This window comes from Chryseobacterium sp. GVT01B, assembly GCF_019970045.1.
GTDB lineage: Bacteria > Bacteroidota > Bacteroidia > Flavobacteriales > Weeksellaceae > Chryseobacterium.
Genome location: NZ_JAHXYI010000004.1, coordinates 56,359 through 78,562, shown reverse-complemented (window position 1 = coordinate 78,562; position 22,204 = coordinate 56,359). Strand labels below are relative to the sequence as shown.

Annotated in this window: 23 protein-coding genes; 14 read left to right on the top strand and 9 right to left on the bottom strand. The window is 36.3% G+C overall.

From position 1 onward, the window contains the following. Positions 1–120: 120 nt before the first annotated feature. The gene (locus LC457_RS10290) at positions 121–1,119 is read left to right on the top strand and encodes a T9SS type A sorting domain-containing protein (RefSeq protein ID WP_223599753.1); all 999 of its coding nucleotides are present in this window, start codon (positions 121–123) and stop codon (positions 1,117–1,119) included. Between the two features lie 63 nt (positions 1,120–1,182). Here LC457_RS10290 and LC457_RS10285 read toward each other — a convergent pair whose 3' ends face one another. Then, the gene (locus LC457_RS10285; RefSeq protein ID WP_223599752.1) at positions 1,183–3,267 is read right to left on the bottom strand and encodes an outer membrane beta-barrel protein; all 2,085 of its coding nucleotides are present in this window, start codon (positions 3,265–3,267) and stop codon (positions 1,183–1,185) included. A gap of 164 nt (positions 3,268–3,431) precedes the next feature. Here LC457_RS10285 and LC457_RS10280 point away from each other — a divergent pair, with 164 nt between their 5' ends. Together LC457_RS10280 and LC457_RS10275 are read left to right on the top strand one after the other, a co-directional pair. Further along, entirely contained in the window at positions 3,432–4,184 is a 753-nt protein-coding gene (locus tag LC457_RS10280; protein WP_223599751.1) for a DUF3575 domain-containing protein, read from the top strand. A gap of 102 nt (positions 4,185–4,286) precedes the next feature. Then, a complete protein-coding gene (locus LC457_RS10275) occupies positions 4,287–5,579 on the top strand; it encodes an MFS transporter (protein WP_223599750.1) in 1,293 nt (430 codons plus the stop codon). A gap of 60 nt (positions 5,580–5,639) precedes the next feature. Here LC457_RS10275 and LC457_RS10270 read toward each other — a convergent pair whose 3' ends face one another. Further along, positions 5,640–5,855 carry a hypothetical protein gene (locus tag LC457_RS10270; protein ID WP_034696179.1) on the bottom strand — a complete coding sequence of 72 codons (216 nt, stop codon included), beginning with the start codon at positions 5,853–5,855 and terminating at the stop codon, positions 5,640–5,642. A gap of 219 nt (positions 5,856–6,074) precedes the next feature. On the opposite strand from LC457_RS10270, the gene LC457_RS10265 reads away from it, so the two are divergent. The 5 genes from LC457_RS10265 (at position 6,075) to LC457_RS10245 (ending at position 9,466) form a co-directional block, all read left to right on the top strand. Continuing rightward, positions 6,075–6,749 (top strand): DUF4919 domain-containing protein, encoded by a 675-nt coding sequence (locus LC457_RS10265; RefSeq protein WP_223599749.1) that lies wholly within the window; start codon positions 6,075–6,077, stop codon positions 6,747–6,749. A gap of 201 nt (positions 6,750–6,950) precedes the next feature. Then, the gene (locus LC457_RS10260; protein ID WP_223599748.1) at positions 6,951–7,802 is read left to right on the top strand and encodes an alpha/beta fold hydrolase; all 852 of its coding nucleotides are present in this window, start codon (positions 6,951–6,953) and stop codon (positions 7,800–7,802) included. Then, positions 7,802–8,272, top strand: coding sequence for an RNA polymerase sigma factor (locus LC457_RS10255; protein ID WP_223599747.1), 471 nt, complete (start codon positions 7,802–7,804; stop codon positions 8,270–8,272). Before LC457_RS10260 ends, LC457_RS10255 begins: the two co-directional genes overlap by 1 nt. Continuing rightward, positions 8,262–8,855, top strand: a complete 594-nt coding sequence (locus tag LC457_RS10250) for a hypothetical protein (protein ID WP_223599746.1) — start codon at positions 8,262–8,264, stop codon at positions 8,853–8,855. The genes LC457_RS10255 and LC457_RS10250 overlap by 11 nt, the downstream gene beginning before the upstream one ends. Beyond that, positions 8,852–9,466: a class I SAM-dependent methyltransferase gene (locus LC457_RS10245; RefSeq protein ID WP_223599745.1), complete on the top strand. Its 615-nt coding sequence runs from the start codon at positions 8,852–8,854 to the stop codon at positions 9,464–9,466. Before LC457_RS10250 ends, LC457_RS10245 begins: the two co-directional genes overlap by 4 nt. 71 nt (positions 9,467–9,537) lie before the next feature. Here the strand turns inward: LC457_RS10245 and LC457_RS10240 are convergent, their stop codons facing one another. From LC457_RS10240 to truA, 5 genes are all read right to left on the bottom strand, one after another. Continuing rightward, the gene (locus LC457_RS10240; RefSeq protein WP_223599744.1) at positions 9,538–11,295 is read right to left on the bottom strand and encodes an ABC transporter ATP-binding protein; all 1,758 of its coding nucleotides are present in this window, start codon (positions 11,293–11,295) and stop codon (positions 9,538–9,540) included. Between the two features lie 132 nt (positions 11,296–11,427). Continuing rightward, the gene (locus LC457_RS10235) at positions 11,428–12,198 is read right to left on the bottom strand and encodes a carboxylesterase (RefSeq protein ID WP_223599743.1); all 771 of its coding nucleotides are present in this window, start codon (positions 12,196–12,198) and stop codon (positions 11,428–11,430) included. Between the two features lie 85 nt (positions 12,199–12,283). Further along, positions 12,284–12,871 (bottom strand): Crp/Fnr family transcriptional regulator, encoded by a 588-nt coding sequence (locus tag LC457_RS10230; protein ID WP_223599742.1) that lies wholly within the window; start codon positions 12,869–12,871, stop codon positions 12,284–12,286. A gap of 68 nt (positions 12,872–12,939) precedes the next feature. Next, a complete protein-coding gene (locus LC457_RS10225; RefSeq protein ID WP_223599741.1) occupies positions 12,940–13,284 on the bottom strand; it encodes a hypothetical protein in 345 nt (114 codons plus the stop codon). 27 nt (positions 13,285–13,311) lie between these two features. Then, entirely contained in the window at positions 13,312–14,043 is a 732-nt protein-coding gene (gene truA, locus LC457_RS10220) for a tRNA pseudouridine(38-40) synthase TruA (RefSeq protein WP_223599740.1), read from the bottom strand. Between the two features lie 109 nt (positions 14,044–14,152). Here truA and lpxK point away from each other — a divergent pair, with 109 nt between their 5' ends. The 6 genes from lpxK (at position 14,153) to LC457_RS10190 (ending at position 20,054) form a co-directional block, all read left to right on the top strand. Then, complete coding sequence (gene lpxK, locus LC457_RS10215) at positions 14,153–15,178, top strand: tetraacyldisaccharide 4'-kinase (RefSeq protein WP_223599739.1); 1,026 nt, start codon at positions 14,153–14,155, stop codon at positions 15,176–15,178. Then, positions 15,162–15,977: a purine-nucleoside phosphorylase gene (locus tag LC457_RS10210; RefSeq protein ID WP_223599738.1), complete on the top strand. Its 816-nt coding sequence runs from the start codon at positions 15,162–15,164 to the stop codon at positions 15,975–15,977. Before lpxK ends, LC457_RS10210 begins: the two co-directional genes overlap by 17 nt. A gap of 214 nt (positions 15,978–16,191) precedes the next feature. Further along, positions 16,192–16,707, top strand: a complete 516-nt coding sequence (locus tag LC457_RS10205) for a thioredoxin family protein (protein ID WP_223599737.1) — start codon at positions 16,192–16,194, stop codon at positions 16,705–16,707. A gap of 86 nt (positions 16,708–16,793) precedes the next feature. Further along, positions 16,794–17,249 carry a GNAT family N-acetyltransferase gene (locus LC457_RS10200; RefSeq protein WP_223599736.1) on the top strand — a complete coding sequence of 152 codons (456 nt, stop codon included), beginning with the start codon at positions 16,794–16,796 and terminating at the stop codon, positions 17,247–17,249. 190 nt (positions 17,250–17,439) lie between these two features. After that, positions 17,440–18,537: a DNA polymerase IV gene (gene dinB, locus LC457_RS10195; protein ID WP_223599735.1), complete on the top strand. Its 1,098-nt coding sequence runs from the start codon at positions 17,440–17,442 to the stop codon at positions 18,535–18,537. A 44-nt stretch (positions 18,538–18,581) separates the two neighbouring features. After that, positions 18,582–20,054: an alpha-amylase gene (locus tag LC457_RS10190; RefSeq protein WP_223599734.1), complete on the top strand. Its 1,473-nt coding sequence runs from the start codon at positions 18,582–18,584 to the stop codon at positions 20,052–20,054. A 39-nt stretch (positions 20,055–20,093) separates the two neighbouring features. Here LC457_RS10190 and LC457_RS10185 read toward each other — a convergent pair whose 3' ends face one another. Together LC457_RS10185 and LC457_RS10180 are read right to left on the bottom strand one after the other, a co-directional pair. Beyond that, positions 20,094–20,261 (bottom strand): hypothetical protein, encoded by a 168-nt coding sequence (locus tag LC457_RS10185; RefSeq protein WP_223599733.1) that lies wholly within the window; start codon positions 20,259–20,261, stop codon positions 20,094–20,096. 244 nt (positions 20,262–20,505) lie between these two features. Next, entirely contained in the window at positions 20,506–21,843 is a 1,338-nt protein-coding gene (locus LC457_RS10180) for a carboxylesterase family protein (RefSeq protein WP_223599732.1), read from the bottom strand. Positions 21,844–22,204 lie beyond the last annotated feature (361 nt).

Below are 22,204 nucleotides of genomic sequence, written 5' to 3'. Positions count from 1 at the left end.
ACGCACAGAGCCGCCTGCTGATATGATCAGCAGGCGTTTTTATTGAAAATTTAATAATAAAACAATAAAATTAACATTTGAATACTATTTTTTAATTATTTTTAACAAAAAATTCTGACTATGAAAAAATCTTTACTCCTTTTAATAGGAGCATCTGCCATGATGTCTGCGCAGATCACGCTTACAAAAGCAGCCAATGATCCTATTTCCGGAAATGCTATCAATTACAATAACGCAACCGGTACCGTAAACAACTCCGCAACAGGACCTAACGCAACATTTTCAAATGGAGGACTTACAATGGGAGCCGCGTCACAAACAACCTATTCAACTCCTTCTTCTACTGAAATAGCAACTTTCCCGGGTTCTACTCTTAAAATGGTAGACGGAGCAACAACCGTTTATTACAAAGCTTCAGCTTCTAAACTGGAAATTACAGGAATTGTAAATACACAGGCAACTTTAAACTTTAGTGTGGATAACGGTACTCATATTAATTATCCAACAACGTACGGACCAACACAGACTGATACCGCCAAAGGTACTTTTTCCTCATCTTCTGCCAGCGGGTTATTCAGTGGTACAATGACTGCCATTTCTGATGCATATGGAACTTTAATTATAGGTAATCAGACCTACAGTAATGTTCTGAGAGTAAAATTCACACAGAGTTTTAATCTGTATTCATCTCTGGATGTTACTTATTCTAACCCTATCGGAACAATAACCAATACAGCATATTCTTATTACGATGCTTCTCACAGATATGCCCTGCTAAATTCTACAAACGGAAATATCAGCATTCCATTGTTGAGCATCAACCAGAATGTAAAAACTACATTTGCATTAAGTGAAACATTCCTGGCCGTAAATAATGCAGTAAAAAAAGAAAACTTAGTGGTTTATCCTAATCCTGCACAGGATTTTATCGGTTTCAAAGGAAATACGGATAATTATTCCAAAGCCAACATCTATAGTCTGGATGGTAAACTGGTTAAAACTTCAGATGTAAAATCAGGAAACATACAGATCTCAGATCTTCCTCCTGCATCTTATTTCATTCAGATCAGCGGGAAAAATGCTGCAGATACAAAGAACACGAAATTCATCAAGAAATAATAAAAACAAAATCCCCGCTCCTACAAATGAGCGGGGATTTCTTATTAACATTCAAATTTGCCTTTAAAAAGTAGCTGCAGGAGCTGTTTCATTATTAAGTTTTCGCTGAATTTCGGTCTTTTTCCCTTTGGAGAAATCATAGCTCAATCCTAATACAAACATGGATTTATTGTTCATAATCTGGGTATGAACTTTATAGTCTACTAAGCTTTCAGGTAAACTTTTCGTTTTATATTCCGAAGGCATTCCTATCCAGTACATTCCTGTGGAAAACGTCCAGTTCTTATGTTTATAGCTTATAAAAATATTATTCTGATTTTCATTTGTATTGAGGAAAGCTCCATTAAGGGTATACACCGGAATATTGAACTGATACTGAAGTGAGAAAGATTTATATTCTGAGGAAAGTGAAAAGTAATTTCCCAGATAATCATTCTTAATCAAAGCCCCTGTACTTGTTCTTACCGTCTCAGAAGTAGGCGTAATCACAGCTTTAATGACAAGCAGGCTATTCCCGAACGGTTTATAAGATCCTGTAAGCTGCACTCCGTACCGTTGTCCATTTTTTCCGTTTTCATAAGTCAGCGCATAGCCTCCCAATACGTCATCCTGCACATAATACTGATTGATCACCCTATTGGTATACCGATAAAATAAACCTGCATTGAAATCAAAATATTTATTATTAAAAGAATACGTCAGGTTGTTAGAAAAGACCTGTTGAGATTCTAAAAAAGGGTTTCCTCTCTGGACAATATTTGGCGCCAACTGCACCACATTACTACTCAAAGCATTACTCCATGGACTTACCGGATTATAGCTTGCTGTAAATCGAAGATTCTGATTATTTTTAAGCTGGTAAGCTAAAATAACCTTCGGAGTAAAAGTCCATTCATCAAAAGTATTCTCTGCACTTTTGTTGTGGATATTCGTAAGACCAGCTCCGAGGCGGTAACTGAATTGATTTACCTTTCCCGCAAACTCGGTATAAAAATACTGTTCCAGATAAGTAACACTATATTGAGAATATCCGGCAAGGTTACTCAGATCATTGGAAATGGAAGACCTTGAAATACGATATCCGGATGAAAGTTTTCCAGCTTTAAAATCATGAGTATGGGCAAGCTCTCCTACCAGACTTGTTTGCTTTGCTTTCAGAACCATATCATTATCATATACCGAAAGTCCTGAGCCTACAATCCATTCACTGGCAGTTTCTGAAGTATTGGTGGTGTAATGAGATCCTACAACATTAATGCTCAGCTCATCTTTTTCGCCAATCTTTTTGGAGTAATAAAGATCCAGCTTAGGAATCACATAATCCGAACCGTTATTTTTAAACATTGCATGTTCTTCCTTCAGATTATCTTCACTAAAGACACTCTGCCCAACTCCTTTTGAAAACCTGCTGAAAATATCCATATTCAGTTTGGCCTGAAAAGCATAATCGTCAGGAACAAGTCTTGTATAACGCAAAGCAACATTCTGAAAAGTATACCCGAAATGATCTTTCCTGTTTTCATCAGAACGATACCGCTTTCCGTTCAACTGATAATCATAGATGCTGTTTACTCTTCGGTCATCATAATCCCTTACATTCAGGGAATATTCAAGTCCGAAATTATTTTTCCCTTTAGTATAATTAGCATAAGCAGAACCGTTCACAAATCCGGTATTCAAAGCCGTAGACACATCAGCACCGAAAACATATCCTGTTTCTGTGGATCTTGTCAGAATATTAACTACGGTGTCAGCTCTTGTAGCCCATCTTGCCGGCGGAATATCATAATATTCTACCTTTACCACTTCACCGGGAGCTACACTTCGGATCTGCATATCTGTAGCTTCAATTCCATTGATTAAAAAGAGCGTAGTTCCTCCCTTAGTACTGGTAATTGTATTGGATATCGGATCCAGCTGTAACTCAGGAAGGGTACGAAGCAGATCTTTTGCATAACGTGCCCTTTCCAACGCTTCTTTATCAAAAGTATAAACTGCTTTATCCGCAAACTGTTTTTTACGTTGTGATTTTAAAATAACTTCCTGAATCTCTTTTGTTGCGGCAACATCGGCTGTATCATTTTTCTTTTCCTGAGCAAAAGCAAAAGCTCCGCAAAGAAAGAATATGGTATAAATAGTTTTTTTCATTTCAAAAGATGAATTATACTATTAGGACAATCAATCTCCGATGTATATTACATTGCCGATTACTAATGATTAAAGATTATTAATAATTTCCTTTAAATCTAATTATTATGTTAAATACAGCCCGTTTTTTGCTGGTATTATTTAACACCACAAAATATAAAGTCATGAAAAAAGCATTCATATTACTTCCGTGCTTTCTTTTTTCAGTATCGGAAGCTCAGGAAATTCAAAACAGTTCGGCAGAAAAGATGAATATCATCAAGACTAATGTCACAGCTTATGCTTTCAGAAATATTAATCTTTCTTATGAGCGGGCCATCAACCAATGGTTTTCAGTAAATATCGGTTTTGGAACAATGCCGGAGGGAAAAGTACCATTCATCAATGCATTTCTGAAAGATGAAGATGAAAAAAGATTTCAGAATCTTAGGGTAAAAGCCACCAATTTCACCATAGAACCCAGATTTTATATTGGTAAGGGCTATGGAAAAGGATTTTATTTTGCTCCTTACTATCGGCATTCAAGTGTTACTTCCAATACTTTTGATTTTTATTATGATTATAATGGCCCCAATGGAGTTACTTATCAAATTCCGCTTAAAGGACAGGGAGACACCAATGGAAACAGCGGAGGCCTGATGGTCGGCGTACAATTTTTCCTTACCCGAAGTCAAAATCTTGTCCTCGATTTCTGGATTGCGGGTGCACACTACGGAAGTGGAAAAGGTGATTTTACCATGACCTCAGATTATGTATTGACTCCTGATATGCAGGCTCAGCTTAAAAAAGAAATTGAAAACCTTGACATTCCATTTGTGAAATATACTGTAGAAACCAATGCCAACGGAGCCAAAATAAAAGTGGATGGTCCGTGGGCAGGATTCAGAAGCGGGCTTTCTATTGGGTATAGATTTTAAACACACACAGCTTATACTTGTAAATCGTTCTTTTTCAGAGCGATTTATTTTTTTCTGAAATTTGTATCTTGGATGTCAAAAACTTGTCTGAAATAATACTTTATGAATTCATCCACTATCACTACTGGTCAAAGAATCAAAGCCATCATAGGCGGATCTATAGGAAATCTTGTAGAATGGTATGATTGGTATGCCTACGCTGCCTTTGCCATTTATTTTTCACATTCATTTTTTCCGGATTCTGACCTGAATGCACAGCTAATGAATACAGCGGGAATATTTGCGGTAGGCTTTCTGATGCGTCCCATTGGAGGCTGGATATTCGGAAGTATTGCGGATAAGATCGGGAGAAAAAAGGCAATGACACTTTCTGTATTACTCATGTCATTCGGATCTCTGCTGATTGCCCTTACTCCTACTTATAAAACCATTGGAATCCTGGCTCCCGCCTTATTACTGCTCGCCAGATTATTACAGGGATTGAGTGTAGGAGGCGAATACGGTGTTTCCGCGACTTACCTCAGCGAAATGGCATCGGAAGACAAAAGAGGATTTTATTCGAGCTTTCAGTATGTCACTCTGATCGGAGGTCAACTGATTGCACTGGGAATACAATTGATCTTACAGAAACTGCTTTTAACAGAGACTCAGCTTGAAGAATGGGGCTGGAGAATTCCTTTTGTTATTGGAGCATTACTTTCTGTTATCGCTTTATATTTAAGAACCAATCTTCACGAAACCGAAGCATTTGAGAATAAAAAAGAACTTAGTGAAAAGAAAAAAGGAACGGTAACGGAACTTCTCAAACATCCTAAAGCCTTGCTTACAGTAATCGGGCTTACATTAGGAGGAACTCTTGCGTTTTACACCTATACCACTTACATGCAAAAATTCCTGGTGAACACCGTTCATCTGACTAAAGAGCAATCTACCCTTATTTCATTTATTTCGTTATTTATATTTGCCTGTCTGCAGCCTGTTTTCGGGGCATTATCAGACAAAATTGGAAGAAGACCGCTTCTTTTGGGCTTTGGAATTTTGGGAACACTATTCACCGTACCCCTTCTTACCGCTTTAAGTACAACTACTTCAATGTGGACTGCCTTTTTCCTGATTATGGCATCTCTGATCATTGTCAGCGGATATACTTCCATCAATGCTGTTGTAAAAGCGGAACTTTTCCCTTCAGAGATCAGGGCGCTGGGTGTAGGACTCCCGTATGCACTGACAGTAGCTATTTTCGGAGGAACTGCAGAATATATTGCCCTGTGGTTTAAGCAGGCAGGAGCAGAAAGCTATTTCTACTGGTATATTACCGGATGTATTTTATTTTCCCTGATTGTTTATGCCGGAATGAAAGACACTAAAAAAACTTCCACTCTGGATAAAGATTAGTTTCTATAACTTTATAAAAAACTGAGCGCCGCAGAGGATCTGCGGCGCATGTTCTATTTTTTAATGATAGGCCTGTTTAAATTTTTCAATCATACTATCCAGATTATGACGCTGGACATATATACTTTTTACCTCTTCATACCTCGGTGATTTGTAGAAAACCTCGTGGAAATCCATACTACCGTTTCCTACTTTTACAACTTTCTGTACTTCGATATTCAACTTTCTCAATTCGTCTTTGAAGACTTTAAACTCATCTTGGATACTACTGCTCATTAATATTTTTAGTTTTTTAGTTAAAAATTCCATTGACCCCTTTCAATGTCAGGGGTAACCTCTTAAATTCCGAATAAAGTTAGTAAATTTATCGACACAAAATAACACTTTGATAACATTTTATTGTTTTTTTTGCAAACAGTGCGTAAACTTTTATCTTATTGATACATATTCCGTATTTTCAAGTCATCAAAAAATCACAACAACGTTATATAAACTATGAATATTAAAGCATTTTTCTCTTTATTCTTTTTAACACTGCTTACTTTCCTGCAAGCACAAAAAATGGAATTTAAGGCGCCTGATTATTCTTTAATTCAAAAAAATATTGAAGATAAAAACTCGGAATTGTATTATCCGAAGCTTTTAAAAAGATTAAAACAGAATGATACGCTTCTTACAAGCAGTCAATACCGTCATCTTTACTTCGGCTACACCTTTCAAAAAGACTATCAACCCTATAAAACAGGTAAGAAAGCCGAAGAAGTGGCCAAATATTATCGTGGGGAAGGTATTTCACAAAAAGATCTTTCCAAGGGAATCCAGCTGTTTCTGGATGCACTGGATGAAAACCCGCTGGATCTGCGTGCCATGAACTATCTTGCTTATTTATATCACTTAAATAATGATGATGCTACTGCTGAAAAGATTGCAGGAAATTTCCATGGATTATTAAATGCTATTCTTACTTCTGGTGACGGATTGAAGTGTGAGACAGGATTTCACGTTATTTCTGTGACTGATGAATATGTACTTCTGAACAGATTCCAAATGGAAACCAAGGCACAAAGCCATAATGGAAAATGCGATTATCAGGAATTTGAAAAAGACAAATATAAAATTCCGGGATTTTATTTTGACATCAGCAGGTTTTATGGAAAAATATTAGACTAATTTTTTCAATATGGTATTCAAAAATTCATTAAAGTTTATCATTTAAGAATAAAGTGCTAAAATATTTTCATATAATTTCCCCCTAATGGTAAGGGTTTCGGAGTAAGGAGAAATATTTTTTTCAAAAAAAATAAAATCTAGTGTAACATTTTTTTGAAGTTCGTCTCTAAAAGGCAAATAAACCTTAAAACTTTAGAAATCATGAAAAAATTCACGTTCCTTCTTATCATCATGTTATTTTTCTTAGCGGTATGCAATATCTTCGGTCAGGAAGCAGCCTATCCGTTTGAAGTAAAGAAAACCGGAAAAGGAAATCAGTCTTTATTATTTGTTCCGGGATTTGCCTCTTCAGGAGATGTATGGAATGAAACGACTTCAAAATTTGAAAAAAACTTCACTTGTTATACTTTAACGATGGCAGGATTTGCCGGAATAAAACCACAGGCGGACGCCAGCTTTAAAGATTGGGAAAAAGGAATTGCCGCTTATATAAAGAATAATAAAATTGACAAACCTATTATCATCGGACACAGCATGGGAGGCGGTCTTGCCCTGGCCATTGCTGCAGATTATCCTGAGTTGGTAGGGAAAATCGTTATTGTAGACACGCTTCCTTGTCTTGCCGCGATATCTGATCCTAATTTTACCTCTAAAGAAAATAATGACTGCTCCTCTACCATTACTCAATTAACAGCTATGAGTGAAGACCAGTTCCGCAAAATGCAGACACAGATGATGCCGCGTCTTCTGGCAGATACTTCTATGCAGGAAACGGTAATCGGCTGGAGCATGAAATCTGACCGAAAAACATTCGCTAAAATGTACTGTGATTTTTCCAATACCGATCTGAGAGAAAAAATAAAAAATATACAGTGTCCTTCTCTTATTCTTTTGGAATCATTTTTTGCCAACCTGAAACCAACTATTGAAGGTCAGTACAAAAATTTAAAAAATGCCAATATGCAGTATGCTTCAAAAGGATTGCATTTCATTATGTATGATGATAAAGATTGGTACTTTAATCAGCTTACTCACTTTTTATCTTCGAAATAATGGCTTTTGAAGAAATATACGAACTCTACTGGCAAAGGATATTCCGTCTGTGCATGGGATATGTGAATGATACTGACCTCGCTCAGGATCTTGCCCAGGAAACATTTATCATTGTATGGCAGCAGCTTCCGAAATTCAGAAATGAATCCAGCGTAGGAACATGGATCTTCAGAATAGCTTCTAATAACTGTCTTCGGCAGATTGAAAAGGAAAAGAAATTTACAAAAACAGATCTACCTGCTAATCTGGAAGAAAAAAAGCAGGAATCTATGGAACCTCAGATACAAATGCTGTATCAGTTTATTTCGGAGCTGCCGGAAACAGACAGAATTATTATTTCATTGGAGCTGGAAGAGGTAAAACAGGCCGAAATAGCACATATCGTAGGACTTTCAGAATCCAACATACGGGTAAAGATTCACAGAATAAAAGAAAAATTAACACAAAAGTTTAGAGAAAATGGATTCTAATATCGATTTCAAAAAAATATGGAAGCAGCAGACTTCCAACAAACCCAATCTGGAAGAGCTTATTGGTAAGTTGAAAAAATTCCGAAATCAAAATCTGCGTAAGCTGATTCTGGCCAATATAACATTAATCATCACCTCATTATTAATCATTTATATATGGTATCGTTTCCAGCCTCAGATGATTACTACAAAAATCGGGATTGTGCTTGTGATTCTGGCCATGGTTATGTTCCTTTTTGCTTATAATAAAATGTTTATGGTTTTTTACAAAATTGATCAGACCCAATCGAACAATGAATATCTGCAGAGTTTATATGTGGTAAAAAGTAAGCAGAAATTGATGCAGACCACTATTCTCAACTTATATTTTATTATGCTTTTTCTGGGAATATGCCTTTATATGTATGAATACACTTCAAGAATGACAGTAGGCGCAGCGATTCTGACTTATATGGTAACATTAGCATGGATTGCTTTCAATTGGTTTTATTTAAGACCTAAAACAATAAAGAAACAACAGGGGAAACTTGATGAATTAATTAATAAATTTGAAGAGATAAACAATCAATTAAAAGAATCATGAGTTCTTCCGACAACAAAAACCATTGGGAAAACGTATACGAAACCAAAAATCCTGATCAGGTAAGCTGGACCCAGAAAAAACCACAGACCTCCCTTGACTTTATCAAATCTTCTGAATTGGGAAAAGAGGCCAAGATTATTGATATTGGCGGCGGCGACAGTAACCTTGTTGATTTTCTTCTTGAAGAAGGCTATGAGAATATTACAGTTCTTGATATTTCTGCCAACGCTTTGGAAAAAGCACAAAAAAGACTCGGAAATTTAGCGGGTAAAGTAAAATGGATCGCAACCGATATTACCGCTTTTCAACCCACAGAAACTTATGACATATGGCATGACAGAGCTGCTTTTCACTTCCTGACAACTCCGGAACAGGTTTTAAAATATATTGATATTGCAGAAAAGAATGTTAATAACTTTATAATCCTTGGAACTTTTTCTAAAAACGGACCTACAAAATGCAGCGGATTGGATATTCAGCAGTATGATGAGGAATCATTATCAGAAAGATTTAAAGAAAGTTTTGAAAAAATAAAATGCATTACTGAAGATCATATCACCCCTTTTGAAACTGTTCAGAATTTTGTTTTCTGTAGTTTTAAAAAGCGTTAATGAATTACATATTTAAATAAAAAAGAGAATCGTAATGACTCTCTTTTTTGTTTATTATCATTCCTTATGGATTATGACTCTTTTTCTTCCTCTAATTCCACTTCATGACGCAGCTGGGCTTTGTAAAGAGTAGAATAATATCCGTTCTTATCCAGAAGTTCAAGATGTTTACCTTCTTCTACAATTTTACCATGTTCCATCACAATAATTTTATCTGCTTTTTCAATAGTGGAAAGCCTGTGGGCAATAATAATGGAAGTCCTGTTTTTTGTAAGCTTTTCTGTTGCTCTCTGGATCAGTTTTTCACTTTCATGGTCAATGGAGGACGTTGCTTCATCCAGGATTAAAATTTTCGGATCCGATAAATAGGCTCTCAGAAAAGAAAGCAATTGTCTCTGACCTAAAGAGATTGATGAACCTCTTTCGCTCACTACATAATCATATCCGCCAGGAAGCTGCTGAATAAACTGATCTACCTCAATTTCTCTGGCTCCAGCTTTTATTTTATCTAAAGTTATGCTGTCATCTCCAAAGGAAAGATTTTCAAAAATACTTCCATGGAAAAGGAAAACATCCTGTAAAACGACTCCTATGTGGCTTCTCAGATTATAAAGCTCATAATCTTTTAAATTCACATCATCAATCAGAATATTTCCGGAGTTGATATCATATAATCTTGTGATCAGGCTGATAATAGTAGATTTTCCGGCACCGGTTGCCCCTACAATAGCGACTGTTTCTCCCGGATTTACTTTAAAATCAATACCTTTCAGAACTTCCTGCTTTTCATCATAGGCAAAATGTACTTTCTGGAATTCAATTTTTCCGGCAAAATGGTCTTTCTTCACCGTTCCGTTATTCGGCATTGAATTTTCTTCATCCATTAATCCCAGTACTCTTTCTGCTCCCACAATTCCTCGTTGGATATTGTTGAAACGGTCTGCAATCTGTCTTAAAGGACGGATCAGCATTGAAATATACTGAATAAATGCAATCACGACTCCGGCACTGATCGTGATATATCCTCCATAGAAAAGAATAAATCCTATGAATAACGAAGAAATAAGTTCTACTACAGGAAAGAACAGTGAGAAAATAAACACCGTTCTCAGCAATGCAGTTTTTAGGGTAATATTGATATCATCAAATTTCTTGAATTCGGATTCCTGTCTGTTGAATACCTGAATAATAGACATTCCTGCCAGTCTTTCCTGAACAAAAGAGTTCTGATTGGCAGTCCAGTTTCTCTCGTCTCCAAAAGCTTTCTTCAGTCTTTTCTGAAAAAATCGCGTAATGACTACCATTAAAGGTAAAATAGCCAGCGTAATATAACTCAGATGAACATTGGTACTGAACATCATAATCAGCACAAACAGGATTCTCAGAATATCCCCGAAAACCATCAGGAAACCATCCGTATATACAGTGGCAATTGTTTCCACATCTCCTACCGCACGTGTTACCAGCTGTCCGATAGGTGTTTTATCAAAAAATGAAGTCTTAAAATAAATCAGCTTAGCATATAAACGCTCTCTGATATCCCTGATCACATTCTGTGAGATAAAATTTGAAAAATAAACCAGGAAAAAGTTTAAAATCGTTTCAGCAAACACCAATCCTACAAGGATGTAGATATGTTTCATCATCAAAGCCTTATCATGAAGCTTTGTAATATCATTATCCACCACCTGCATAGTAAGATACGGCCTGTAAGTAGAAACAATGGAAAGGAAAATAGAAATTATAAGCGTAAGGATGAACCATGAACGGAACTTCATTCCGATAAAGAACAGCCTTTTTATAATCCCCCAGGTATCTTGTTTTTTCATTGTACGAATCGAAAGAAAGAATTAAAATAAAAATTCTATGCAAAAATAAGACTTTATAACCGGACTGCCTTTACAACTTTTGCAAATCGTCATAGAAAATTTCAGATACCTACCATTTACAATATGAATATATTAAGCATTCTTTTGTATCCACCCCAGAACATATTCTGCTACTTCTTCCCAATTTTTTTCTCCACAGATGAAATGACTTCTTCCTGCAAACTCTTTAAAATCTACAATGCTGTTAGAATCTTTATAGGCCTCTGCTATTTTCTTTGAAAATGCTGCCGGAAAAATGTGATCATTAGAACCTGCAATGAACAGAAGTGGCTGGTGTGGTTTCTTCAGATCTAATTTCGCAGAAGCTTTAAACAAAGGATCTTTTGCTAATTTTCGGCTTTCAGGTACTGCTACTGTTGCGTATAATCTATCACTTTCTTCTTTCGAATAATTATTGAAAAACGCTTTGTGATACCATTCTTTTGTTCCCAGATATGGACTGTTTCCTTTGAAAAAATTCACCACCGGCCAAACGATTTTAATGGTAGAAAAAGGAGCCATTATATTTTTCGGAGGAGCACCATCAATACTTACTCCTGCTGCTGCTTTTCCCATATCAATCAGCTTCTGAACCATAAGTCCTCCGAAAGAATGTCCAATAACTATAGGTTTTTCAGGAAGGCTGTCTATCAGTTTCACAAGATTGTTGATTGCATCGTCAAAACCTACATGTCTTAATTCTCCCGGAATATTATTCTTTAAATCTACAGGATTTCCTGCATGCCCGGGATTGGATGGTGTATGCACAGTATACCCTTGAGCCTCAAAATATGTTTTCCATTCTTTCCAGCTTGTATTATTCACAAATAACCCATGAATTAATACGATTGTTTTTGTTTTCATAATTTTTACTTTTTGTATTGTTAAATTGATGAAACAAATTTCCGCAGATAAAATGACGAAAACTTTAACTCAGGTTAAAATCGTACTATTTACCTGAAATTCTTTTCCTTATCCTGCTCAAAGAAGGCCCCTGAATGCCAAGATAGGAAGAAATATGATAAAGAGGAACATTACTGAAAATATCCGGATGTTCTTTCATCAGATCCAGATAACGCTCTTCAGGAGACTTTAATAAAAATCCTTCTATCCTTGTCATGGTAACATTAAAAGCCGCCTGTGCAAGGAGCCTCCCAAATTTCTCCCATTGATGCGACTGCAGATAAAGAGAAAGTAGATCTGTGTGCCGGATAAAAATAATAGAAGCATCTGTAAGAGCCTGAGTAAAATAATCACAGGGAATCTGATTGAGAAAACTTTTAAAAGGAACCACAAATCCATTGGCAGAATAAAGAAAAACATTCTTTTCTTCACCCGTATCTCCATTGATGACATAAGAACGGAAAACACCATCAACTATAAATCCCAGATAAGAACATACATTTCCCTGAAGATTGTAAAATTCTCCTTTTTTATATTCTCTGGGCATCCAAAAATTTTCAGACAGACTGAAATCTTCTTCAGAAAGTCCGGCAAAATGATGCAATGCAAAGGCTAGTTTATCAATTTCAGTCATGGTTATTTTTTTAGTATTCCTTACATTATTTAAAAATAATCTTAATTTCCGATACTAAAAAAGAAATCTTACTGTTCAGTAGTTTTCCCTATCTCTTCGATTTCAATGATGGGCTTTACAGGTCTTTCTTTTATAAATTTATTTTCAAGGAATTTATAAACACCCCAAACTACAACGATAGAGATTAACCAACCTACCATATTCACTCCGGAAAAACCTGTATAATTCACATTTTCTGCGGATTCAGGATCTGTTAATCCCAAATACATACCATAACCGAAACCTAACAAAAGCTGAGTTCCCAGATAAATACCAATTGCCAGAACACCGTACTGCCATTTTGTTTTTCCAAACCTTTCTGCTAATTGTGCGTAATATCGATAGGCAACGATAAGAATAAAGATTGATAACATGATTATTATTCTGTTTTTAGTTTTTATTTAAAATTCATATCCCACATCCACCAGATACAACCCATGTCCCGGAGCTGAAGTTCCGGCAGCATTGCGGTTTTTATCTTCAATCACAGTACGAAGATCTTCTGGTTTCAGTTTTCCGGTTCCTATTTCTACCATTGTTCCCACAATCGCACGAACCATGTTTCTCAAAAATCGGTTAGCCGAAACAGTAAATTTCAGTTCTGAGCCATTCTGCTCCCATTCTGCTTTGTAGATTTTACAGATATTGGTTTTGTTGTCGGTTTTTAATTTGGCAAAACTGGTAAAATCCTCGTATTCAAAAAGAATTTTACAGGCTTCGTTCATGGCATCAATATCCAATCCTCTTTTCCAGTGCTGCCAGGCCGATTCCTGAGTGAACGGATTTTTTTCCAGTGAGATATAATACTCATAGGTTCTGTATGTAGCATCAAAACGGGCGTGAAAATCATCTTTTACAGGAAAAATCCTTTTAATGGAAATATCAGGCGGGAGAAAACTGTTCAGTCTGCGTGGAAGCTGATCGTTTATTTCCTTTTCCGTATCAAAATGAGCAAATATTTTCTTGGCATGAACCCCTGTATCAGTTCTTCCTGCTCCCGTAGTTTTAATCTCTTCCCTTAAAATTGTGGAAAGTGCTTTTTCCAGTTCTTCCTGCACAGAAATGGCATCCGGCTGTATCTGGTAGCCGAAATAATTCTTCCCGTTGTAAGAAAATTCTATAAAGTATCTCAATGTATTGTAATAACTCCACAAAAATACTTTAATTTAACGAAATATTTGTTGAAAAGTCTTTGAGAATAATATACCAAATGCTTATGAAAATCCCTATTTTTGCAATCGTATGAAAAGATGGTACCTTTATCCTTTTTCCCTTGGTTATCATTTGGTAACGGGTATCCGGAACACAATGTATGATCTGGGAATTTTTAAATCGACAAAATTCAAAACTCCGATAATCAATGTCGGAAATCTTTCTGTGGGTGGAAGCGGAAAGTCACCCATGGTGATGTATCTTGCCCAATATTTATCCAAACATTACAGAACAGGAGTACTTTCACGAGGTTATGGAAGGCTGACAAAAGGCTATGAGGTAACGAATTATGAAAGTAATTACAAAATGGTGGGTGATGAAGCGATGCAGCTTTTTGAACGTTTTAAAAACCGTTTTGTTATTGCTGTTTCAGAAGAACGTGTTCCCGGAGCCAAAAAAGTAATTGAAGATATGGACCTTGAAGTTCTGGTACTGGATGACGCCATGCAGCACAGAGCCATCAAGGCAGGATTCAATATTCTGATGACCGACTTTAATGATCCTTTTTTCAAAGACTACCTTCTTCCGGCAGGAGATCTGAGAGAATCCAGAGCAGGATATAAAAGAGCCAACATCATTATGGTCAGCAAATGTCCTGATGAACTGACTGAGGAAACAAAAAGATATTATATTTCAAGAATAAGACCTTCTTATGGACAGAAAGTATTCTTTTCATCCATCGGTTATGACGAAAATGTATACGGAAAAGATAAAATGCTTCCGGATAATAACCTGAATTATTATGATATTTTACTGATCACCGGAATTGCCAATCCTAACCCCCTTCTGGAACATCTGGCAAAATTCTCAAAAAGGGTAAAGCATTTAAAGTTCAGAGATCATCATAATTTCACGGATGATGATATTAAAAAAATCCTTGCCGAGTACAAAAAATTAGGGGAATATAAACTGATATTAACCACAGAGAAAGACTATGTACGTCTGAAAACTTTTGACTATCTTAGAGAAATTGTTTACTACTGGCCTATCAATGTACTGATTGATAAGAAAGAAGAATTCAATCAAATCATCTTAGATTATGTTAGAAAAAATTAAAGAGACCGCAGATTTTATTAAAAATATCATTCAGAAAACACCTGATTTTGCGGTTGTTTTAGGATCCGGACTGGGAAAATTACAGAATGAAGTAGAACCGATCCATGTTTTAGAGTACAAAGACATCCCACATTTTCCACAAACTACAGTAGCTGGACATACCGGAAAACTGATTTATGGACTTCTGGAAGGTAAAAAAGTACTGATGATGAGCGGCCGTTTCCATTATTACGAAGGACATTCGATGGAAACTGTAACTTTTCCTGTAAGAGTTTTTCATTTATTGGGTATTCAAAACCTTATTCTTTCCAATGCATGTGGCGGCGTAAATCCTGCTTACAGCGTTGCAGATATTGTTATTCTGAAAGATCACATCAATATGATGCCTGAGCATCCACTTCGGGGAAAAAATATAGATGAGCTTGGACCACGATTTGTGGATATGAGCGAGCCATACAACAAAAAAATGATTGCCACAGCGGAAAAGGCTGCTGCAGATCACCAAATAAAAATCCATCAGGGAGTTTACGTAGCACTACAAGGACCAACTTTTGAAACTCCGGCTGAATATGGCATGATCAAAGCCATCGGCGGTGATATGGTAGGAATGAGTACCGTTCCTGAGGTCATTGTCGCCAGACATATGGGAATGGATGTTTTCTGTGTTTCCGTAATCACAGATCTTGGCGGACCGGATGTAGCTTTTGCCGTTTCTCACGAAGAAGTTTTAAATGCAGCCAATAAAGCAATGCCCAATGTAATTGCCGTTGTGAAAGGCTTGATTAAAAACTATCAGTAAAAAATTTCAATCAGAAAATCACAACTGAAGATGTAATATTCCCTTCACACGGAGGAGTGGGGAAAATTCAAAGAATTTTTGACGGAGTGGTTTACACATACCCATCCTCATACCCCATAGAATCCATCAATATTATAAATTTTTCCTAATTCAGCAGAAATCAATCTCAGATTGCAATTCATTGTTTAGATTTGTACAAATGAAATTGTACGAGATGAAAAAGTTGATACTAATTTTTATGATAGGTATTTTTGGGATAAGTTATTCACAACAAGTTCCTGCCGTTCTTAAAACGGGATTTTCAAAAGAGGCTTTACAGCAGAAACTGGAAGATGAAGAAGGAAAAGCCGTTACCATCCAGCAGATTCTTGACCAGCATAAAGGAAAAGTTTTAGTCATTGATTTTTGGGCAGGATGGTGTAGAGATTGCTTAAAGGCACTTCCAAAAGCTAAAGAACTGGAAGATAACAACAAAAATATTGATTTTGTATTTTTATCATTAGACCGTTCAAAAGAAGGGTTTGAAAAAAGTCTGGAAAGATTTGAGATGAAAGACAAAGAAAATTATTGGTTTTCCACAGGATGGAAAAATGATTTCAACAATTATGTAGATCTTAACTGGATTCCAAGATATATGGTAATCGATCAGAAATCTTCTATCGCAAAATATTATGCAATATCACCTGAAGATCCTGAACTTCAGCAAACCATAGATAAACTTTTAAAATAACTTCATTTATTTTAATCCAAAAAAACATAAAAAACTCATTGGAAACCTCAACTTTCAATGAGTTTTAAAATTTCATAGATAACACCATGATCACAAGAGAAGCCACAGAACAGGATTTAAAAACCCTTTTAGAATTCGAACAGGGAGTTGTAACTGCCGAAAGACCTTTCAACAGCACACTTATTGAAGGAGAAATTCATTATTATGATTTAAAACATCTTATACAGTCTCCGGATGCAACTGTAATTGTTGCAGAGGAGAATGATGAAATCGTTGCATCAGGATATGCTCTGATCAAAAAAGCAGCCAAAGATTATTATCAGTTTAAAGAATATGCCTATCTCGGTTTTATGTACGTAAAACCCGAGCACAGAGGTAAAGGGATTAATAAAGTGATTACAGATGAACTTGTTTCCTGGTCAAAATCAAGGGGAATCAGTGAGGTAAGACTTGATGTATATGCTCAGAATGAATCTGCCATAAAAGCTTATGAAAAAGCAGGTTTTGAACCTCATCTTCTCACTATGAGACTGAAACCGTAAGAGGTTTGAAGCAGAAAGATCGAAGATGGAAGTAATTTAAGTACCATGAATGATCAGCTAGTCTTTTAGCTAACTTTTAATAAATGGATCATCCATTTCTATATCGTTTTCATTAACTTCCCTCTCCCAGCTTCAGACTTCCTTTCTACAAAAAAATTTACCGTCAATAAAGGAATCCATATCTTTGTATATGGATTTTTCTTTGCCGCTTCGTAAAATTATTCATGTTGACATGGACGCATTCTATGCTTCTGTGGAGCAGCATGATAATCCTACATTGAAAGGCAAGCCTATTGCAGTTGGAGGTCAGCATCGTGGTGTAGTTGCTGCAGCAAGCTATGAAGCCAGAAAATATGGAGTCCGTTCTGCAATGCCCAGCAAGACCGCAAAGGAAAAATGTCCGCATCTTATTTTTGTTCCTCCCCGATTTGCCAGATATAAAGAGATCTCCAAAAAGATCCGGGAAATTTTCTATGAATATACTGATCTGGTAGAACCTCTTTCTCTGGATGAAGCCTATCTGGATGTCACCGAAAATAAAAAAGGAATGGAATCTGCTAACCTGATTGCCAAAGAAATCCGTCAGAAAATTTTTGAACAGACAGGATTGACGGCATCTGCAGGAATTTCAGTGAATAAGTTTTTGGCTAAAGTAGCTTCCGACATCAATAAACCGAATGGCCAGAAAACCATTCATCCTGATAAAATGGAGCATTTCCTGGAAGAATTACCTGTAGAAAAATTTTATGGAGTTGGGAAAGTGACAGCTAACAAGATGTTTAGCTTAGGAATTTATAAAGGAAAAGATTTAAAGAAAAGATCACTTGAAGATCTGGTAAGACTTTTCGGGAAGTCCGGACAACATTATTACAACGTAGTACGTGGAATTCATACTTCCGAAGTAAAACCTCATCGTATCCAGAAAAGTGTGGCTGTAGAAAGAACCTTTTTTGAGGACCTCCTGGATGATCAGCAGATCAATGAAAAACTGGAAAGCCTCGGACAGGAACTTCATCAGAGATTACAGAAAAATAATATTCTCGGGAGAACTTTAACGTTAAAAATAAAATATAAAGATTTCTCTCTTTTTACAAGGAGCATCACAAGAGAAGATTATTTCTCATCACCGGAACAGTACTTTAATACAGGAAGAAAGCTCTGGGAACTCCGCCCTTTTGATAAGGCAGTACGCCTTCTCGGCTTATCTCTCTCCCACCTGAATACGGAAGAAAAAAAACAGGTTTCCGTTCAACTAAAAATCCCGTTTGAAGAATTTGAAAGTGAGTAGGTCATATTTTTTCGCTAACTTGTATCTACCAAATCAGCAAATTTATGAACCCAACCATGATTCAGTTTTTTCACTGGTATTCTGAAGGAGACGGAAAGTTGTGGAAAGAAGCCGAAAAACAGGCCAGATATTTAGCAAAGCTGGGGATTACTTCTGTGTGGTTTCCTCCTGCCTATAAAGGAACAAATGGAGGTTACTCTACCGGATATGATGCTTATGATCTCTATGACCTCGGAGAATTTGACCAAAAGGGAACCGTTGCTACAAAATACGGCACTAAAACCGATTATATAAAAGCTATTAAAGCCTTAAAGAAACAAAATATACAGGTAATTGTAGATATTGTTCTGGGGCATAAAGCCGGAGGTGATGAGCTGGAAAAATTCAAAGTGGTAAAAGTAGATGAAGAAAACAGGGAGAAAGTTATTTCCGATGTCATTGAAATCGAGTCTTACACTAAATTCACCTTTCCCGGAAGAGGAAAAAAATATTCTGATTTTGAATGGAACTTCACCTGCTTCAGCGGCGTAGATTACGCAGAAGGTATGGAATCCCACATCTATAAAATACAGTCTGAATATGGAGATGACTGGGAAGAAATGATTCACGATGAAAAAGGAAATTATGACTACCTGATGTACAACGATATTGAACACCGAAATCCTTTTGTACGGGAAGAGCTTAACACTTGGGCAAAATGGTATTTTGATCAGACAGATTTCGGTGGAGTGAGACTGGATGCCTTGAAGCATATTTCGTTCGACTTTTATAAAGAATGGCTCACTATGCTTCGTTCTAATTCGGGGAAAAATATTTTTGCTGTCGGTGAATACTGGGCTCCCGGATATCTTCATCTGCTTCAAAAGTATATTGAGGTGACAGAGGGCTGTATGAGTCTTTTTGACAGTTCCCTTCAGAACAATTTTCATAATGCTTCAAAAGAAGGAAGTTCATATGATCTCCGCAGAATTTTTGATGAAACTCTTACCCAGGCAGATCCCCTACATTCGGTAAGTATAGTAGCTAATCATGACACCCAGCCTTTACAGGATCTTGAAGCTCCTGTAGAACCGTGGTTTAAGCCTATTGCTTATGCCCTTATTCTATTGAGAAAAGAAGGTTATCCTTGTGTATTCTATCCTGATTTGTATGGTGCCCATTATACGGATAAAGATAGAGAGGGCAACGATCAGGAAATATTTATGCCTAAAATAGATGGAATTGAAGAGCTATTAAAAGCCAGAAAAGATCATGCATATGGTGATCAGCATGATTATTTTGAGGATGCCAACTGCCTTGGGTGGGTTCGTACAGGTGATAATGAACATTCAGGATGTGCTGTCGTATTAAGTAATAAAGATGCTTACAACAAACCTATGGAAGTAGGACAGCTTTACGCAGGAAAAAAATTTAAAGATCTTTTGAAGAGATTCAAAGAAAAAGTAACCATTGATGAAAATGGATGGGGAAATTTCCCTGTTCCGGCAGGAAATGTAAGCGTTTGGATTCCTGAGTAAGAGCCTTGTCAAGGTTTAAAACCTTGACAAGGCTTTCAATTAGCAATAAATATATCGGCAATTCCAAATATCTGTAGCCCATTCGCAGCATTGTCCGTCTTCGTTGGAAGTACAGCATACTTTACCCCAATTTAGATCTCCCGCCTTTAGGGTCTTCAGTTGCTCACGTTTAAGTTTTTTTACTTTGAAATCTTTGTTTGTTTTCATAATTATTATTTTTAATGGTTTAGTAATTAAATATACGTTAAAAATTACAATTATGCATAAGTATTTATCACCAAATACTTGATTTAGTATATATAATTTTCATTATTAAAAATAAATATTGAGAATATGACGAACCACCCCGTCAAAAATTCTTTGAATTTTTGCCACCCCTCCGAGGGAGGGGAATGTTTACGTCCTCAATAGGGATATTTGTTAAGATTAGAGATTTTATACACTTAGTATGCTACATTTTTCTGAGTTGCAGGATTTCCGGTTTTTCGGAGACATCAGATATTTTCCCGGTTCTGGCAAATTCGGCCCAGAGTGCTCGTAATTTCTTACCGTTTTCATGAATACGACTCCAAGGTATATCTTTCAGCAGTTCGGAAAATTTCCACGCAGATTCATTGCCAAAGATCAAAGGAAGATCAATACAGTGAGGAGCCCCGATATGACTGTCTTTCAGTTTTGAATGAATTCTGAACAAATAAACATTTCCGCCAGCATCAGCCAGATTTTCTGCAAACCGTCTTGCCGGAGTTCCATAGATGAATTCTGTGGTTTTTTCAACTGTCTTATCCATGATTTTTAATCCCAGTCCTGTTCCGAAATATTTATTTAATGCATCAGAAGTTTTGAGATAAAATGCAGTTTCATCATTATTTAAGCCAATGAGTACATCATATTTCTGTGCATTCTTTTTCCACATTTCCAGCGATTCTTCTTCTTTACATAAAGGAAAATATCCGTATTGAGTTCCAAAAGGCATCGCCGCTTTCAAACCGTATTTCATGATGGATGGTAAAAATTTTCCGTATTCATTCATCATTTTTAACACATCTGTTTCATCTTTAAGTATTTCTGTTTTTCTCAGAAATTCTGCAGACATTTTCTGTCTTTGATGACGTAAGCCCAAAGGTGCACTCTGGATAATAACACGCTGAAATAAATCTTCCACTCCTTCAGAAATCATTAAATGCGCAATGGCATCACCTCCCGAAGACTGTCCAAGAAGGGTAATATTGTTTTCATCTCCATTGAAATCTGCAATATGGATTTTTATCCACTTTAATGCTTCGATCATATCCAACAGACCAAGATTAGCAGGCCTGGTTTCGTCTCCACCTAAAAAACCAAATAATCCCAATCGATATGAAACAGCAACAACAATGACATGCTGTTCTTTCACCCATTCCGAAGGATCGGCAGTGGCAAGATCACCACAACCAATTTCATGGGAACCTCCATGAATCCAGACTATAACAGGAAGTTGTTCATTTTCAGAAACTGTTTCAGGACGGGTGATGGAAAGATATTGTGTAGATTCATCAGCTTCAAAGCTCTCAACAGGGGTTGTACCAATCATTTTTTCCACAAGTGGACTTAAAGCTTGAGGACACACTGGAGTTTTTTCAGGAGCAATAATATCAGATGATGAAAATTTTACAGCAACAGGTCTTTGAAATCTCTCAGAATGGGCATAGCGAATACTTTTAGCCTTGATAATTCCTTGTTCTTTCAATGCTATAATTCTCCCAAAACGGGTATTAAAAATAAAGGTTTCTTGCTGATTTGGTGTCATCTTTGGAATGGTGAAAACTTTTCTCTTTAAATTTAATGATTTAAACACAAATTCCACAAATGAAAGCACTAATATTCACTAATACTTATAGTATTATTCGTATTGAAAAATCTAAACACAAATATCACAAATATGAGCACAAATATCCACAAACCATCATTGTGTTATTTGTGAAAAAAATTAGTGTCATTCGTGTTGAAAAAAATCTAAACACGAACATCACAAATGAGCTCACTAATATCCACAAACCATCATTGTGTTATTTGTGAAAAAAATTAGTGTCATTCGTGTTGAAAAAAATCTAAACACGAACATCACAAATGAGCTCACTAATATCCACTAATTTGAATTGTGCCATTTG